Genomic DNA, 15,629 nt, shown 5'->3' with positions numbered 1-15,629 from the left:
GGATGCCACTCCCTTAGCCATGCTAAAGGCTTACTTAGTTAAACGAGCAAGGAGTGCAACCCATGCATAAAGGCGTGTTATTGATTACCGGCGCATCCAGCGGTATTGGCGCGGCTACCGCCCGAGCAGCCTCTCGCGAAGGCTACAAACTGGTGTTGGCCGCCCGTTCTAGCGAAAAACTCACCGCACTTGCTCACGAACTGGGGCCAGAAAACGTACTGACCTGCGAGTTGGACGTGACTAATTTTGAGCAGCAACAGGCGATGGTTGAGCATGCACTGGAAACCTTTGGCCGCTTGGATGCGATCTTTGCCAACGCCGGTCGCGGCGGCTCACCCGGCGGGTTTAGCGGCGCGGATCACGACGCATGGCGTGAGATGATTCTTACCAATATTTATGGCGTTGGGCTCACCATTCAAGCTTGCTTACCCGCCTTAAAGCGTAGCACAGGCCATGTGTTATTAACCGGCTCAGCGGCAGGCCGCACGACCATCCCAGGCTCGATGTATAGCGCTACGAAATGGGCGGTCACGGGGATTGGCTATAACCTGCGTGAAGAGCTACGTGGCACCGGTATGCGCGTGACGTTGATTGAGCCAGGCATGGTCGACACGCCATTCTTTAATGAACCACCAGAGCATGCGCTAGAAGATCGTGATATCGCCAATGCCGTAGTTTATGCGCTTGCGCAGCCTGCCCATGTGGACGTTAATGAAATTCTTATTCGCCCCACCCCGCCGCTAGAGTAAGCATGATCGTACCGTCACTCCGCTCTCACCCAGTCCATACCGGCACATGTCACATCTACATGGCTCAGACCTTGTAATTTATGTTCACTGACCGCATAACGTGTAATTACCAAGCGCGCTAAGTAATTTTTCACTCAATGCGCCCACGAATTAACTTGCAGGTGACCCATGAGCCAACTCGCTTCCGCGGCGCTTTCCGTGCTTGATCTGGCCCCTATCCGCCAGGGCGGCAGCGCCGCTGAGACCTTCCAAGACAGCGTCTCGCTGGCACAGTTAACCGAGCGGCTAGGCTATACCCGTTACTGGCTAGCAGAGCACCACAATATTGCTGGCATCGCCAGCGCTGCCACCGCTGTGCTGATCGGTCATATTGCTGGGCAAACCTCCACCATCCGCGTGGGTAGCGGCGGCATTATGCTACCAAACCACCCGCCACTGGTGATTGCTGAGCAGTTCGGCACGCTGGAAACGCTCTATCCTGGTCGTATAGATTTGGGGTTAGGCCGCGCACCCGGCTCAGACGGTGCGACGATGCAAGCCATGCGGCGCAACGCTCATGCCGGCGTAGACGACTTTCCGCAATTGCTGAACGAGTTGCGCAGTTATCTAGACGATGCAGAGCCCCAGCAACGGGTGAAAGCCGTCCCTGGTCAAGGCACTCATGTGCCTATCTGGCTACTGGGTTCTAGCGGCTACAGCGCACAATTGGCCGCCAAGCTGGGCTTGCCTTTTGCGTTTGCTGCTCAGTTTGCGCCAGGCTATTTATTTGAGGCACTGCGCTTATATCGCGACAATTTCCGCCCTTCCGAGCACTTGGATAAGCCCCATGCGATGGTCGGCCTGCCCGTGATGGCGGCGGAAAGCGATGCGATGGCCCACTACTTGGCCACCACCGCGCAGCAGAAATTTCTGAATCTTATCCGTGGCAAGCCAACCCAGTCGCAGCCGCCCGTGGAGCAACTAGACTGGTCGCCGGTTGAGCAAGCCCAAGTCAGCCAGTTTTTAGGGGCGGCGATTATTGGCGGCCCAGAGACGGTCAAAGCCGAACTTGAAGAGTTCCAAGCGCGTACCGGTGCTGATGAATTAATGATTAACAGCGATTTTTATAACCATGCCGACCGGCTGCGAAGCTACGAGATTGTGGCTGAGGTCGCCCGCTGAGCGGCACTATTATGTCTACGCTTAAGCCTACGTTTATATCTACGTTGCATTTCGCTCCCATGTCGGACGAAGACTTCACCAGTTTTTGGCCTACTTTCAAGGCGATTGTCGTGGCGCAAGAGACTTATGCCATTGACCCCGGCATCAGCTTTGAAGCTGCCCGAGAGCTATGGTGCAGCACGCCTAAAACCAGCGTGGTCGTTAAAGATGAACACGGTCATCTACTGGGTGCTTACTACCTAAAAGCCAACGCGGCAGGCCCCGGCGACCACATCTGTAACTGTGGTTATATGGTGACGCCCGCCGCACGCGGAAAAGGGGTAGCACGCGCCATGTGTGAGCATTCCCAGGCGCAGGCCAAGGAGTTAGGGTTTCAGGCCATGCAATACAACGCCGTTGTAGCAACGAATGAGGTTGCCGTCGTGTTATGGCAAAAGCTGGGATTTCAGATTGTAGGCACCGTTCCTAATGCCTACCGACACGCGCGCCTTGGTTTTGTCGATACCCATGTGATGTATAAGGCGCTATAGCGATTTTGTCAGGCTGTTCTCAATCAGTTTAGACATTGACTCTTTTTGCGACGTTTTGCTGCACATGACACTTTTTCTGACCGTTTCATTGCAGCAAACGTTGCGCATATTGAAAGCTTTTCCGGTAAAGTCATTCTCATAACATAAATTAAACGTTTGGTTGATAAGCATCTATTGATCGCCCTAACCATCCGAGCATGACTCTAACCACGGTAAAGCCTTTTGTAATGTTCTATAGCTCCTCGTTTTTCTCGCACTTCTCGCTGCGCTCGCGTTTTATCATCTTGATTGCCGCCTTGGTATTTACCACGACGCTACTGCTGGGCTGGGTGGCTTCTCGAGAATCGGCTAAGCAAATGGAAGCCAATATTGGCAATGCGGCCTCTGAAGCGGCTTACCAAATGGTTGATAAGCTGGATCGCAGCATGGATGCCCGTATTAAAGAAGTGAAGCTGCTACTGGGTATCCAAGCGCTCAATAACGGTACGGATACTAGCCTGCTACGTGAGCAGCTAGAGCGTTTGCAAGATAATCATAACGTTGTGTCGTGGATCGGCTTCACCGACCCAGAAGGTGTTGTTCAAGCCGCTACCGAGGGGATTTTAGAAGGCGTTTCTATCGCTCAACGTCCGGTATTTCTTGAAGGCCGAAAAGCGATGTGGGTAGGTGACGTTCATGAGGCTGTGATGTTGGCCCAATTGCTGCCCAACCCCAGCGGTGAGCCTCTGCAATTTGTCGACATTGCCACTCCTGTGTATGGTTCCAATGAACAGTTACAAGGCGTTCTGGCCGTTCATTTAAGCTGGCAATGGGCTGAGTACGTCCAACAATCCATGCTTACTCCCTCTGGATATCTGGAAGACACAGAGATACTGCTGCTCTCCGCTAACGGCACGGTGCTATTAGGCCCAGAGACGCTGATTGACCAATCGTTAGACAGCCTGAACCACATACCTAGTTCCACCACGACAGCACCACAATGGGCGATTGAAACATGGCCCAACGGCGAACGCTTTGTGACAGGGTATGCACGCAGCAGCGGCTTTGAAGATTTTCCTGGCTTAGATTGGATAGCGGTTAGCCGTCAACCCGTAGCTACTGCCTTTGCCCCTATTGAAAAACTGCAAGATGCCATTATGGGAACAGGTCTATTACTTGCATTACTGTTTGCTATAGTTGGCTGGATAATCGCGTCAAGACTAGCGGCTCCTCTCACTCGCTTAGCAAATGCTGCCGACAGAATGCAGGATGGCGAACACGCCGATAGCATTCCGCTTGAAGATAGCTCTCCAGAGCTTAAGCACCTATCAACCTCTATGCGCAACATGGTCGCCCGCTTACTGGATCAGCGCAGCACTATTAACCGCTTAGAAGACTTAGCCAATACCGACCCGTTAACAGGCCTGCCGAATCGTGCGTTTTTAAATCGGTACTTAAAGCTTGCGATACCGGAGGCGGAAAGAAACCAACAGAGTATGGCTGTCATCTTTATCGACCTGGATGGTTTTAAACAGGTCAATGATGAGCTAGGCCATCATGCGGGCGACCTACTGTTGATTGAGATTACCCAGCGCTTGAAAAGCGCATTACGCAGCGGCGATGTGGTAGCCCGAATGGGCGGTGATGAGTTCGTTATGGTGCTTAAGACGAAGGAAGAGCATCTTGAAATGCTCACCCATGAGATTAGCAGACGCTTGCTGAGCTCCATCGACCAACCCGTTTTATTACCTGATAACGAGCAGGCACGCGTTGGAAGCAGCTTAGGTGCCGCCTGGTGGCCCCACCACGGGCTCCATATCAATACCGTACTGCAACTTGCAGATGACGCTCTGTATGCGGCTAAAGCGAAAGGCAAACATCAGCTTGTTATTCACTCCGCCTGATTAACAGATTCGAAACAGCGTTGCAGCTGCTGCTCTGCAGTGTCGCTGCCCATCGCCGTTAACTTGGCAATATTGCGTTCGGGAATAGCGTCGGTGTCGCCATAAAACTTGATAGCCTTTTCAACGCTCTCTTCGCGTAGCAGATGCACCATGGCGTAGGGAGAGCGGTTGGTATAATTAGAGGCATCATCGGGTTCGACACCGTCAAAGCAATAATCTGGGTGAAAAGTGGCTAACTGATAAACACCTTCATAGCCCTGATCGACCAGGATGCTTTCAGCAAGCTCCACAAAATCCAAGTAGTGATCAAAGCTTTTGAACAGTGTCGGGAACACCAGCAGCGTGGTTTCTGTTTCGGGGTGCTCATCCAACCACTGCACTTCCACCATCAGCTCTTCAAGCGCCACTTCAATTTTTTTAGAGCGCACCACTTCCACACGAATCGTTTCACGCTCCAACTCCCGCTGCGCAAATGGGCAAATGTCATGCGCCACAATAAAGGTGCGCACCCAGCTCAGCGTTTGCGCGACTATTTGGTTATCTGTGTGCATAGCACTCTCTTTACTCATCTGGACGGCGACGACTGACATTATATTGACAGCAGTTTACACACCGCAGACACGCTGTGTCGTCGCTACCGGGGCAGTTTCTCCTGCTAGGCGTGCTCTTGATAACGTTTTAGGGCAACTTCGTAAGATTTATGAATATGATCATCCATTAATTCACGCGCCGCTTTGGCATCGCGCTGCAGCGCTAACTCAACGAGCTGATGATGCTGCTCGTCCAGCTCTTGGCGAATCGTCGGCATTTTCGGCCCCAGACGGCGGTAGCGGTCAAACTGGTCATGCAACTGCTCAATAAAACGCAATAACCAAACAGAGCCACAGGGGGCGACTAACGTACGATGAAATTGAGTATGTAGATGCTCCCACTCCTCGCCTTTATCCAGGGTGATGTCGGCCCGCTTCAGGCGGTGCGCCGCGGCTAATAAGTCAGCCTCCCAGAGCGAATCACCGTTAGCAATCGCCCGCTCTAACGCCATTCCTTCCATCTCTAGGCGCATGTGGGCTATATCATCGAGCTCTTCCCGGGAAAGCTTCGGCACACGAAAACCACGTTGATTTTCCTGAACTAATAAACCATAAGCCGCTAATTTATTGAGCGCTTCCCGCAGCGGGCTCAAACCAACTTGGTAATGCTCTTTGAGTGCATTGATGGCGAGCTTTTCACCCGCTACAAAGCGTCCACCGACGAGATCCTTACGTAAATTATCAAATACGCGACTTGATGCAGTACCTGCTGGACCTACTGGCGTTGCTACCTTGGGTAAAGAATTATTCATGACGATATCCTTTATTCATCTCAGTTCCCGCTGTCCATTCAGTTTTTCACGGTTGACGTCGGATCGGGCACTACCTATATTCTATTTTAGACAAGATAATCGATTTTTTAACCTACAAACGATAAATAAGGTTTGGTTATGCTTCTGATCTCCTCATTAGCTTTGCGGGATACGCGTTCATGAAAATACGCGGCACCTCCTGGCAACTGTTCTGGGCTTTTTTCCGCGTCGGCATTTTTGGCTTCGGCGGCGGTCCTGCCATGATTCCCCTGGTGCGTGCCGAAGTTGTCATCCGTCATCACTGGCTCACCGATGAAGAGTTCGCCGACGTACTGGCGATCGGCAACACCCTACCCGGTCCTATTGCGACCAAAATGCCTGGCTATATTGGCTATCGCGTGGGCGGTGTGTCCGGCTGTATCGCCGCCGTCATTGCCATCATCTTGCCCATGATTGTGGCTATGATTGTTATGTTAGGCATTTTTAGCCGATATCGCGATGTGGCCTGGATTCGCGGTATGGGCCAAGCGGTCGTGCCTGTGGTAATGGTAATGATGGCACAACTCACCTGGGACTTTTTTGATAAATCACAGGCTGCACTTGGCTGGCTGGTCAGCATTGCTATGGCCGTTATTGCCGCGGGGCTTATCTATTGGCTCGGCATTCACCCCGGCTGGGTCATTGGCGCCATTCTAGTTGCCGCCCTATTGCGCCCCTCTGGCCCTAAATCCTCGAACACTAAAAAAGCAGAGGGGACAGTATGATCTACTGGGATCTCTTCTTAGCCTTTTTTATCCCGAACATTATCGGCTACGGAGGTGGCCCCGCCATCATCCCCCTAATTGAGGCCGAAGTGGTTGGCCGTTACGGCTGGATGACCGCACAAACGTTCGCTGAAACCCTCGCTTTAGGTAACGCGCTGCCTAGCCCTATCGCCACCAAAATGGCGGGCTACGTAGGCTATGAAGTTGCTGGTATTGGCGGTGCTTTCATCGCGGTGTCCGCCACGGTGATTCCTACATTGCTTTTGATGCTCGGCGCGCTAGGGCTGCTGTATCGTCATCGCGATTCTCCCCGAGTTAAACGCATGAGCCAATGGGTTCGCCCGGTCATTGCCATGATGATGGCTTGGCTAACGCTGGGGTTCTTGCTCGAAAGCCTCAACACTAGCGGCACAATTCACACTCTTATCATAGGGGTAGTCGCAGCTATTGCACTGATGCGCTTCAAAACGCACCCCGCCTTTGTCGTCATGGGCGCCCTGGTTTATGGAGGGCTGTTTCTCGGCTAACACTCACTGACACACGATCTCGTAAATAGACGATTGTGTGGTGACAACAAGAACCCGATAACGGGACCACGCGCTCACCACGCCGCTGCAGTTGGAGTGGCATCCCACAACACCAAACTCAATCTATAAAGGTGTACAAGAATGACGCGTTCAACATTTACTCTAAGCACGACGCTAAGTACTACCCTCGCGGCCATCGGACTTGCGTCTAGCATGGCAATCGCCTCCACCGCTCAGGCTGATTATCCTGAGCAGGATATCCGTTTGATCATCCCTTACGGCCCAGGGGGTGCAACCGATATTCTTTTCCGACTCATTTCCCAAGAGGCGGAAAAGACGTTGGGTGAATCCATCGTTCCCGTCAATATGGCGGGCGCAGGGGCGACCCTGGGGTCACGCAACGTGAAAGATGCTGACCCCGATGGCTACACGCTGCTTGGCAGCCACGACACCATTGCGCTTTCTAAGCTAGCAGGCACCGTCGATTACTCGTTTGATGCCTTCGAGCCCATCGCACTACTCACCCAAACCATCAATATTCCAACCGCACATGCCAATCACCCTGTGCAGAGCGCCGATGAAATTGCTGACTATGTGAGTGAAAACCCAGGCCAAGTACGTTTCAGTATGATTCCTAGCTCCACTGACCACTTTTTCTGGGCACAATTTTTCCAGGAAACGGGCATCGATATGGCCGATGTACGCCTAGTTGGCTACCCCGATACGGGCGAACAGGTATCGGCGCTGATGGCGGAAGAAGTCGATTTCGCCATGTTTAACCTACCATCAGGTGGTGCCTTTTTTGAAGACGGTACCTTCCGCGCCCTTGGCATCGCTCATCCCGAACGTCTTGAAAGCATGCCGGATGTCGCCACCCTGCGCGAGCAAGGCATTGAGATGGACCACTCTACCAGTCGCGGCATTTTCGCGCCCAAAGGCACACCTCAGGAAGTCATCGACACCATCGCTAACGCTTATGAACAAGCCCTGGAAAACGAAGAAGTACAGAGCCGTATCGAAAATGAGTTTGGCTCGGTAGTGAGATTTCTAGCAGGCGATGATTATCAGGCGTTCTTGGATGAGAACGAAGCGGCGCTAAGTGCGGCTGCCGAAAACATCGATTTCCAGAACTAAGAACGACTAAGAATGCATTCCCTAGCCCTCGTTTGTACGTGGGCTAGGGTTGCTGGAGGCATCGCTAATGCTAACGCTAACGAAAGACCGCGCCTTGGCGCTGGCGCTGCTCTTGATTGTGGCCGTCATGTGGGTGGAATCAGGCAGCATTGCCCCGCCCACCAGCTGGCAGCCGTATGGGTCAGCGCTGTTCCCACGTATTTTATTGGTAGTGATCGGCGTTTTTTCTCTGCTAATTCTAGTGCGTTCCTTATTGACAAAAGCGCCTGAGCGGGCTGGCGCTAAGCAGCTCATTGGTGAGTGGTTTCAGAGCCGACGCACCATACTCGCTCTGTTCCTGCTGTTTGGGCTTTATGCCGCACTACTTCCAGTGGTGGGTTATATCGCAGCTACCATCGGCTTCTTAGTCGCTTCTCTTGCGCTACTAATGGGTATCAATACACGACGTAAATGGATGATCAACCTCACCCTCAGCTTCACCTTGGCTATCGTGATATTTGTCGTTTTCCGCTATGGCCTGAACGTTTGGCTGCCTTAACCTGGAGTAAATAATGACGAACTTTTTCCTCCAAGCGCTCGCTGAGGTCGGCACGCCATCGGTCTTGGGCCTGATCGTTATTGGCGTACTGTTTGGGATTGTGGGCGGTAGTATTCCTGGTTTTACCGTCACCATGGCCATTTTAGTGGTCTTCCCGTTCACGTTTGCCATGGACCCGGTAAGCGGCGTTTCGCTGATGGTCGGTGTGTTTGTAGGGGGGTACTCGGGCGGCATTGTGTCTGGCGTTATGTTGGGAATACCCGGCACACCCTCTTCTATTACTACCGTTTATGACGGTTATCCGATGGCACAGAAAGGCGAACCGGGCCGTGCCCTGGGCATTGGCGTCGCTTCATCCTTTTTAGGCACCCTCATCAGCGTGGCGGTGTTGGTCTTTTTCGGGCCGCTAATTGCCAGCTTCAGCATGAACTTCCGCCCGTGGGAAATCACCGCATTAATCGTTTTTGCGCTGACGCTGGTGGCAGGACTCTCCAGCGGCGCTCTGCTCAAAGGCCTGATGGCCGCTGCTCTAGGGCTTTTGATTACCACCGTTGGTTATGACCGTAACAGCAATCTGCGCTTTGACTTTGGCCTTCCGGCGATGGGTTCTGGGTTCGAAATTCTCCCCGTGATGATCGGTATATTTGCTTTCTCACAACTGCTTGGAAATATAGAGAAGCTCAAAGATGAGAAAAGCGAAGCCAAAAAAATCGATACCAACGTAACGATTCCCTACGGCCAAATACTCAAAGATATGACGGGGCAAAAGCTGAACACGCTGCGCTCTTCTTTAATTGGCAGCTTGGTGGGCGCACTTCCTGGCACGGGTGGCACCGTGGCTAACTTTTTGAGTTACGACCAAGCCAAGAAATTCTCTCGTCATCCGGAAGAGTTTGGCACCGGCACCCCCAGCGGCATTGTGGCTTCTGAAGCCTCCAATAGCGCGGTAGCAGGTGGTGCGTTTGTGCCAACGCTTGCACTGGGGATACCGGGCGATTTGCCCATGGCGATCATGATGGGCGTACTGATTCTCCACGGCATTACGCCGGGTCCCATGATGTTTGAGCAAAACCCGGTATTGGTGGGCGCTATTTACGCCAGCCTGCTGATCGGTGCGGTGGTCATGGTGCTTTGCAACCTGCTGCTCGTGCGCTGGTTCGCCAAAATATCGCTGATCCCCCAACAGATCCTCGTTCCCGTCGTATTAATGCTGTGTGCCATTGGCGCTTACGCTCTGAATAACAACCTATTTGATATTTGGGTGTTATTCATCTTCGGGATCATTGGCTACCTGCTGTGGAAAGCGGAAGTCCCGCTGACGCCGCTAATACTGGGTGTGGTGCTCGGCGACAACCTTGAGCGACAGCTATTCCGTGCTCTTGAACTTAATGAAAGTTGGATGACCTTTTTAACCCGACCACTCTCTGCGCTTTTCTTAGCGTTAGCCGTCGCTTCCATTCTGTTTTCGCTCTATCAGGATCGTAAGATCCAGCGCTTAAAGAATGCCGCTCTGCGCGAAAACATTTGATATTCAAATAATTTAGATCAACAGCACTGCTTAAAAGGAAACTGGTATGCAACAAGATGCACTTTTCTACCCCAGCGCCTCGCGCCGGATGGCAACCTTCGGCAAACGTGGCATGGTCGCTACTTCTCAGCCATTAGCGGCGCAGGTGGGTATTAGCATACTGCAGCAAGGGGGCAATGCGATTGATGCCGCGATTGCCGCCGCCGCTGCATTAACCGTGGTGGAACCCACGTCGAATGGGATAGGAAGCGACGCCTTTGCCATTGTGTGGGTGGACGGCAAGCTACATGGCCTCAACGCCAGTGGCCCCGCCCCGCAAGCGGCCACCATTGAAGCGCTGAAAGCACTCGGCCACGACACCGTGCCAAATCATGGCATGCTGCCTGTCACAGTGCCCGGCGCTCCTGCTGCGTGGGCAGCTCTGTCGGAGCGCTTTGGCAAGCTGCCGTTTGCTGAGTTGCTAGCCCCTGCCATTGCACTGGCGGAAGAAGGCTTCCCCGTCTCTCCCGTTATTCATCAAATGTGGAAGGATGCCTTCAACAACTATTCAGCCTATAGCGAGGCTTCTTTCAAACCTTGGTTTGATACGTTTGCCCCCGAAGGTCGAGCACCGGAAGCTGGTGAACTGTGGCGCTCGGAAGGTCATGCTAAAAGCCTAAAAGCGATTGCCGATACCCATGCCAAGGCATTTTATGAGGGCGAACTGGCCGAGGCTATCGACGCTTTTTCCCGCGAACACGGCGGCCTGTTGCGCAAGGAAGACCTGGCGACTTACCAGCCGGAGTGGGTCGACCCGATTAGTGTGCGCTACAAAGGCCATGATATTTGGGAAATCCCCCCCAACGGCAGCGGCATGATTGTACTTCAAGCGCTGGGCATGCTGGAGCACTTAGGCGAAGAAGGACGCGATCCGGTGGAAACGCTGCACCGTCGTATTGAAGCCACCAAACTGGCCTATGTCGATGGCTTCGCGCATGTGACCGACCGGGATGCTATGCGCCCCACCATTGATCAGATGCTGGCCGACGACTATTTGAAGTCGCGTGCGGCACTGATTGGCGAACAGGCGGTTGACCCAGTACACGGCAACCCGATCCAGGGCGGCACGGTGTATCTGGCAACGGCCGACAGCGACGGCAATATGGTGTCGCTGATTCAAAGCAACTTTAAAGGCTTTGGCTCGGGCATGGTCGTTCCCGGCACTGGCATTAGCCTGCAAAACCGTGGCTGGTCGTTCTCACTCGACCCACAGCACCCTAATGCTTTGGCGCCCGGCAAACGTACCTACCACACCATCATCCCCGGCTTTATTACCAAAGATAACCAAGCCGTTGGGCCGTTTGGTGTGATGGGCGGCTATATGCAGCCGCAAGGCCATGTGCAGGTGGTAACGGCGATGCTAGAGGATCAGCTTAACCCCCAAGCGGCCCTCGATATGCCCCGCTGGAAGTGGACCAAAGGCAAAACCATTGAAGTGGAAGCCGACTTCCCTAATCACTTAGCGCTTGCGCTGGCCCGCCGAGGCCACGACATCGTCAAAGTTGCTGACTCTATCAGCTTTGGCCGGGGTCAAATCATTCTACGCGACCCTGAAACGGGCGTACTGCAAGGCGGCACCGAGCCGCGCACCGACGGGGCAGTGCTTCCCTGGTAAATCGCTGCCCTGATAAGCATCCATACAGGTAATTTCCTCTCCGCCGCGTTGCCGTTGAAGGCAACCGGCGGTTGAGCTGGCTATCCACGCTTAACCACCGCATTATGGCACTCCTTTTTTGCTAGCTGCTTGCCTGTCCAACTATGTCACCACCACCTTCTGAATCTACTTCCTCCTCACCGCTAAGCGGCTTTTTTGGTGTGTTTCGTTATAGCCGCCGCGCCCTAGGCTTGGTGTGGGAAACCTCCCGCTGGATGATGTTGGGGTTAGCGCTGTGCACCTTGGTCGCTGGGGTGTTGCCCGCCGTGGCAGCCTGGGTAGGCCAATTGATTGTGGATGGCGTGGTAAGTGCCATGGACGCTCATCAAGCTGCCACTGACCCCAACCTGCTAGTGTCCATTGCTCCGGTACTCAAGCTGGTGGGGATTGAAGCCGTTATTATTGCGCTGATTGCCCTAGCTCAGCGCGGGCTTTCGGCCCAGCAGTCGCTGTTAAGAGCGCTGTTAGGGCAGAAGGTTAATGTGATGATTCTCGAGAAAGCTGGCCAGCTGTCACTTAGCCAGTTTGAGGATTCAGAACTTTATGACCAGCTCACCCGGGCGCGGCGTGAAGCGTCTACGCGCCCACTTGCGCTGGTAAACAAAACCTTTGGGTTGCTGCAAAATGCGATCTCCCTGGGTAGTTTTGGGGTACTGCTGGTGCAGTTCTCTCCTTGGGCATTGCTGATCCTGGTAGCTGGCGCGCTGCCGGTATTTGTATCCGAGGCCAAATTCTCGGGCGATGCTTTTCGGTTGTTCCGCTGGCGTTCACCGCAAACCCGTATGCAGATTTATTTAGAGACGGTACTTGCACGGGAAGACAGCATTAAAGAGGTCAAACTGTTTGGTCTTGAAGGGCTGTTTCTTAAACGCTACCGCGATATTTTCACCCAGCTGTTTGCAGAAGATCGTCGTTTAACCCTTCGCCGGGAAAGCTGGGGATTTCTGCTCGGCTTGCTCGGCACCTTAACGTTTTACGCTGCCTACGGCTGGGTGGTGATTGAAACCATTGCCGGGGCACTGACGTTGGGTCAAATGACCATGTATTTAATGGTTTTCAAGCAAGGCCAAGCGGCGCTCTCCGCTAGCCTTACCGCCATTAGCGGCATGTACGAAGATAACCTTTATCTATCCAATCTTTATGAGTACCTGGAGCAACCGGTTGAGGCCGAAAATGGCACGCTCACACAAGGAGCACGGCCTGGGGATGGGCTGCGCTTTGAGAATGTCAGTTTCTCTTATCCTGGCGGCGACTCTGTTCTGCAAGATCCAGTTCTACACGATATTTCGCTGCACCTCTCCCCTGGGCAGAGCTTGGCGTTGGTGGGTGAAAACGGCTCTGGCAAGACCACGCTGATCAAACTTTTGACGCGACTCTACCAACCTACTCAAGGCCGCATTCTATTAGACGGTAGCGACCTACGTGACTGGAGCGCTCAAGCACTGTATGAGCGTACCGGCGTCATCTTTCAGGACTTCGTGCGCTATCAGCTACAGGTGGGTGAGAACCTTGGCGTTGGCGATACCCATGCCTTTGACAATGAACAGCGCTGGCAGCAAGCCGCACGTCACGGCATGGCGGATGAGTTTATTACACGCATGGGGAATGGCTACAAAACCCAACTGGGCCGCTGGTTTAAAAATGGCCAAGAGCTCTCCGGTGGCCAGTGGCAGAAAATCGCCCTCTCAAGGGCCTATATGCGAGAGAACGCAGATATTTTAGTCCTGGATGAACCCACTGCCGCCATGGATGCCGCCGCAGAAGCCGAAATATTTACCCGTTTTCGCGAACATAGCCGCGACAAGATGGCGATACTGATCTCGCACCGCTTCTCCACAGTACGCAGTGCTGATCTCATTTTAGTGATCGACCAAGGGCATATTATTGAACGTGGCACCCATGAAGCGTTGCTGGAAACTGATGGACGATACGCAAAGCTGTTTAAGTTACAGGCGGCAGGATACCGCTGATAAACAGTTGACGCTCATATAACCATCGGTTAAAAGATAAGAGCTGTCTTTAAAGAGCAGCTTCATTATTTAACGATATTTTCTCAGAGACCTCTCATGCGCTGGCAAATCCCCGCGACACGAATGAATAAGCTGCATCGCATTATTAATAATGCGGTATCAGCTTATTATTGTCGCGCGCCAGAGATGTAGAGAGGAAATTGGCCGCGGCAAGTGTCGCGGCCATGTTGTTTTATCGTTACCTTTGAGACTCCCTGATCGCGATGTTGCCCGGCCTCCTAACCCAGGAGACCGACCCCATGGCAATCGCAACCATTACCCGCAAACTACTCAGCGCTTTCACCCACTATCGTACCCAGCGGCGCTTTTACGAAGACCCGCGCTTTCATGACCCGCACCTGTTAAAAGATATCGGTTTACGCTGGGAGCAGGGCCAGCTGGTATCCATTCATGGTGTAGAGGAACCAAGTCAGCGCAACCAACGCCATCAGGCTGAAACCCGCGACGCCTACGAAAAATGTCCACACTGTGGGAGTAGGTTGGCATAGCCAACGCCCCGGTCACAGGAAGTGGCCGGGGCGTTTTCAGTGGCGTGCCACGCCTGGCGCGCAATAAAAAAGCCGATCCATTGGATCGGCCAAGCTGATGGGATATTGCACAGTATGGGGAATACTGTGCAGAGATGCCTGGGGAGAGCATCGCCAAAACGCCGGGTTAGGCGGCTTGGCGATGCCCTCCCAGAGAATTGCGTCCTTTCCGGGAGTAGCTCCCTTTACCTTTTTTCGGGGTTTGCTGCTGCATTTTAAACATCGGCGTTCGCAGCTGCGCTTTTAAAGCGTTGTCTTTTATCTTGCGCTGTTTCATCGTTTTCTCCATTCTTTTAAAGATGCCTGCCTGGGCAGGCATCTACTACGACACATACTATTAATTGAAGTTCATCGTTTAGCGTTTCAAGTTCTGGTTATTCATTCCTCTTACTCATCCCAGAGCGGCGCTATTTCAGGGTTGGCGATACGCTCTTTACGATCCAACTTGGCGATTTCCGTCATCTCGCTGTCGCTCAAGACTAAGTCAAAGGCGGCAATGTTGCTTTGAATATTTCGCGCCTTGGTCGATGAAGGAATCGTAATCATATTGCGCTGTTTTACCCAAGCAAGGGCAATTTGAGCGGGCGTAACGTTATGTGCGTCGGCGATCTGCTTAAGGGTCGGGTCATCCATTACTTTGCCCACGGCCAGGGGCATAAAGGCAGTAATCTGAATGCCATGCTGCTTGCAGTGATCGACCAGTTTACGGTTCTGTAAGAAAGGATGAACCTCGATCTGGTTGGTGAGAATTTCACCTTTACCCAAAATGCTGACCGCTTCATCCACCTGTGCGATGGTAAAGTTGGAAATGCCGATATTGCGCGCTTTCCCCTCGGCTTTGACCTCTTTAAGCGCCGTCAGGTAATCGACCATCGGCACTTCATCCTCTGGGGACGGCCAGTGGATCAGCAGCAGGTCAACGTAATCGGTGCCTAATTTCTGCAGGCTTTCGTCCACGCTGGCTTTAAGCGTTGCAGGTTCAAGGTTGTCGAACCACACCTTGGTGGTTAGGAAAATATCGCTGCGTGGCACGCTGCTGGCGCGAATCGCCTCCCCTACCCCTTTTTCATTGCCATAAAACTGTGCCGTGTCGATGTGCCGATACCCGACCTCAAGCGCTGTGTGGATACTCTGCTTGAGCGTATCGCCTTCCAGGCGAAAAGTACCAAAACCGGGGTTGGGTATCACAGTCTGCATCATTAACGTCCTTTTCTATTGATAGC

At 53.1% G+C, this 15,629-nt stretch carries 16 protein-coding genes; 12 read left to right on the top strand and 4 right to left on the bottom strand.

From position 1 onward, the window contains the following. Positions 1-62 precede the first annotated feature (62 nt). The 4 genes from HZS80_RS07925 (at position 63) to HZS80_RS07910 (ending at position 4,323) form a co-directional block, all read left to right on the top strand. Positions 63-749 carry an SDR family oxidoreductase gene (locus tag HZS80_RS07925; protein ID WP_179915722.1) on the top strand — a complete coding sequence of 229 codons (687 nt, stop codon included), beginning with the start codon at positions 63-65 and terminating at the stop codon, positions 747-749. A 168-nt stretch (positions 750-917) separates the two neighbouring features. Continuing rightward, on the top strand, positions 918-1,910 hold the full coding sequence (locus HZS80_RS07920) for an LLM class flavin-dependent oxidoreductase (RefSeq protein ID WP_035559243.1): 993 nt from the start codon (positions 918-920) through the stop codon (positions 1,908-1,910). 11 nt (positions 1,911-1,921) lie between these two features. Further along, entirely contained in the window at positions 1,922-2,440 is a 519-nt protein-coding gene (locus HZS80_RS07915; RefSeq protein WP_179915721.1) for a GNAT family N-acetyltransferase, read from the top strand. A gap of 227 nt (positions 2,441-2,667) precedes the next feature. Further along, positions 2,668-4,323 (top strand): sensor domain-containing diguanylate cyclase, encoded by a 1,656-nt coding sequence (locus HZS80_RS07910; protein ID WP_179915720.1) that lies wholly within the window; start codon positions 2,668-2,670, stop codon positions 4,321-4,323. On the opposite strand, the gene HZS80_RS07905 is transcribed toward HZS80_RS07910, so the two are convergent. Then, the gene (locus HZS80_RS07905; protein ID WP_179915719.1) at positions 4,311-4,874 is read right to left on the bottom strand and encodes a DUF1415 domain-containing protein; all 564 of its coding nucleotides are present in this window, start codon (positions 4,872-4,874) and stop codon (positions 4,311-4,313) included. The genes HZS80_RS07910 and HZS80_RS07905 overlap by 13 nt on opposite strands. 104 nt (positions 4,875-4,978) lie before the next feature. Next, the gene (locus tag HZS80_RS07900) at positions 4,979-5,665 is read right to left on the bottom strand and encodes a GntR family transcriptional regulator (RefSeq protein ID WP_179915718.1); all 687 of its coding nucleotides are present in this window, start codon (positions 5,663-5,665) and stop codon (positions 4,979-4,981) included. A gap of 179 nt (positions 5,666-5,844) precedes the next feature. Between HZS80_RS07900 and HZS80_RS07895 the strand changes: the two genes are divergently transcribed. The 8 genes from HZS80_RS07895 (at position 5,845) to HZS80_RS07860 (ending at position 14,367) form a co-directional block, all read left to right on the top strand. Beyond that, positions 5,845-6,429 (top strand): chromate transporter, encoded by a 585-nt coding sequence (locus HZS80_RS07895; RefSeq protein WP_179915717.1) that lies wholly within the window; start codon positions 5,845-5,847, stop codon positions 6,427-6,429. Continuing rightward, positions 6,426-6,956, top strand: coding sequence for a chromate transporter (locus tag HZS80_RS07890; RefSeq protein WP_035559233.1), 531 nt, complete (start codon positions 6,426-6,428; stop codon positions 6,954-6,956). The genes HZS80_RS07895 and HZS80_RS07890 overlap by 4 nt, the downstream gene beginning before the upstream one ends. Positions 6,957-7,097: 141 nt before the next feature. Further along, the gene (locus HZS80_RS07885; RefSeq protein WP_246361810.1) at positions 7,098-8,090 is read left to right on the top strand and encodes a Bug family tripartite tricarboxylate transporter substrate binding protein; all 993 of its coding nucleotides are present in this window, start codon (positions 7,098-7,100) and stop codon (positions 8,088-8,090) included. 67 nt (positions 8,091-8,157) lie between these two features. Continuing rightward, positions 8,158-8,628, top strand: a complete 471-nt coding sequence (locus HZS80_RS07880; protein ID WP_179915716.1) for a tripartite tricarboxylate transporter TctB family protein — start codon at positions 8,158-8,160, stop codon at positions 8,626-8,628. A 13-nt stretch (positions 8,629-8,641) separates the two neighbouring features. Beyond that, on the top strand, positions 8,642-10,156 hold the full coding sequence (locus HZS80_RS07875) for a tripartite tricarboxylate transporter permease (protein WP_179915715.1): 1,515 nt from the start codon (positions 8,642-8,644) through the stop codon (positions 10,154-10,156). 46 nt (positions 10,157-10,202) lie between these two features. Continuing rightward, positions 10,203-11,810, top strand: coding sequence for a gamma-glutamyltransferase family protein (locus HZS80_RS07870; protein WP_179915714.1), 1,608 nt, complete (start codon positions 10,203-10,205; stop codon positions 11,808-11,810). 143 nt (positions 11,811-11,953) lie between these two features. Continuing rightward, positions 11,954-13,819, top strand: coding sequence for an ABC transporter ATP-binding protein (locus HZS80_RS07865; RefSeq protein ID WP_179915713.1), 1,866 nt, complete (start codon positions 11,954-11,956; stop codon positions 13,817-13,819). 299 nt (positions 13,820-14,118) lie between these two features. Further along, positions 14,119-14,367 carry a hypothetical protein gene (locus HZS80_RS07860; protein WP_008957723.1) on the top strand — a complete coding sequence of 83 codons (249 nt, stop codon included), beginning with the start codon at positions 14,119-14,121 and terminating at the stop codon, positions 14,365-14,367. 166 nt (positions 14,368-14,533) lie between these two features. On the opposite strand, the gene arfA is transcribed toward HZS80_RS07860, so the two are convergent. Together arfA and dkgB are read right to left on the bottom strand one after the other, a co-directional pair. Then, entirely contained in the window at positions 14,534-14,683 is a 150-nt protein-coding gene (gene arfA, locus HZS80_RS07855) for an alternative ribosome rescue factor ArfA (protein WP_008957724.1), read from the bottom strand. A gap of 110 nt (positions 14,684-14,793) precedes the next feature. Beyond that, positions 14,794-15,603: a 2,5-didehydrogluconate reductase DkgB gene (dkgB, locus tag HZS80_RS07850; protein WP_179915712.1), complete on the bottom strand. Its 810-nt coding sequence runs from the start codon at positions 15,601-15,603 to the stop codon at positions 14,794-14,796. Positions 15,604-15,629: the final 26 nt, after the last annotated feature.

The organism is Vreelandella glaciei (assembly GCF_013415125.1).
In the GTDB taxonomy this organism is placed as follows: Bacteria; Pseudomonadota; Gammaproteobacteria; order Pseudomonadales; family Halomonadaceae; genus Vreelandella; species Vreelandella glaciei.
The sequence above is the reverse complement of the archived record's forward strand: the minus strand, read 5'-3'. Positions and strand labels throughout refer to the sequence as shown.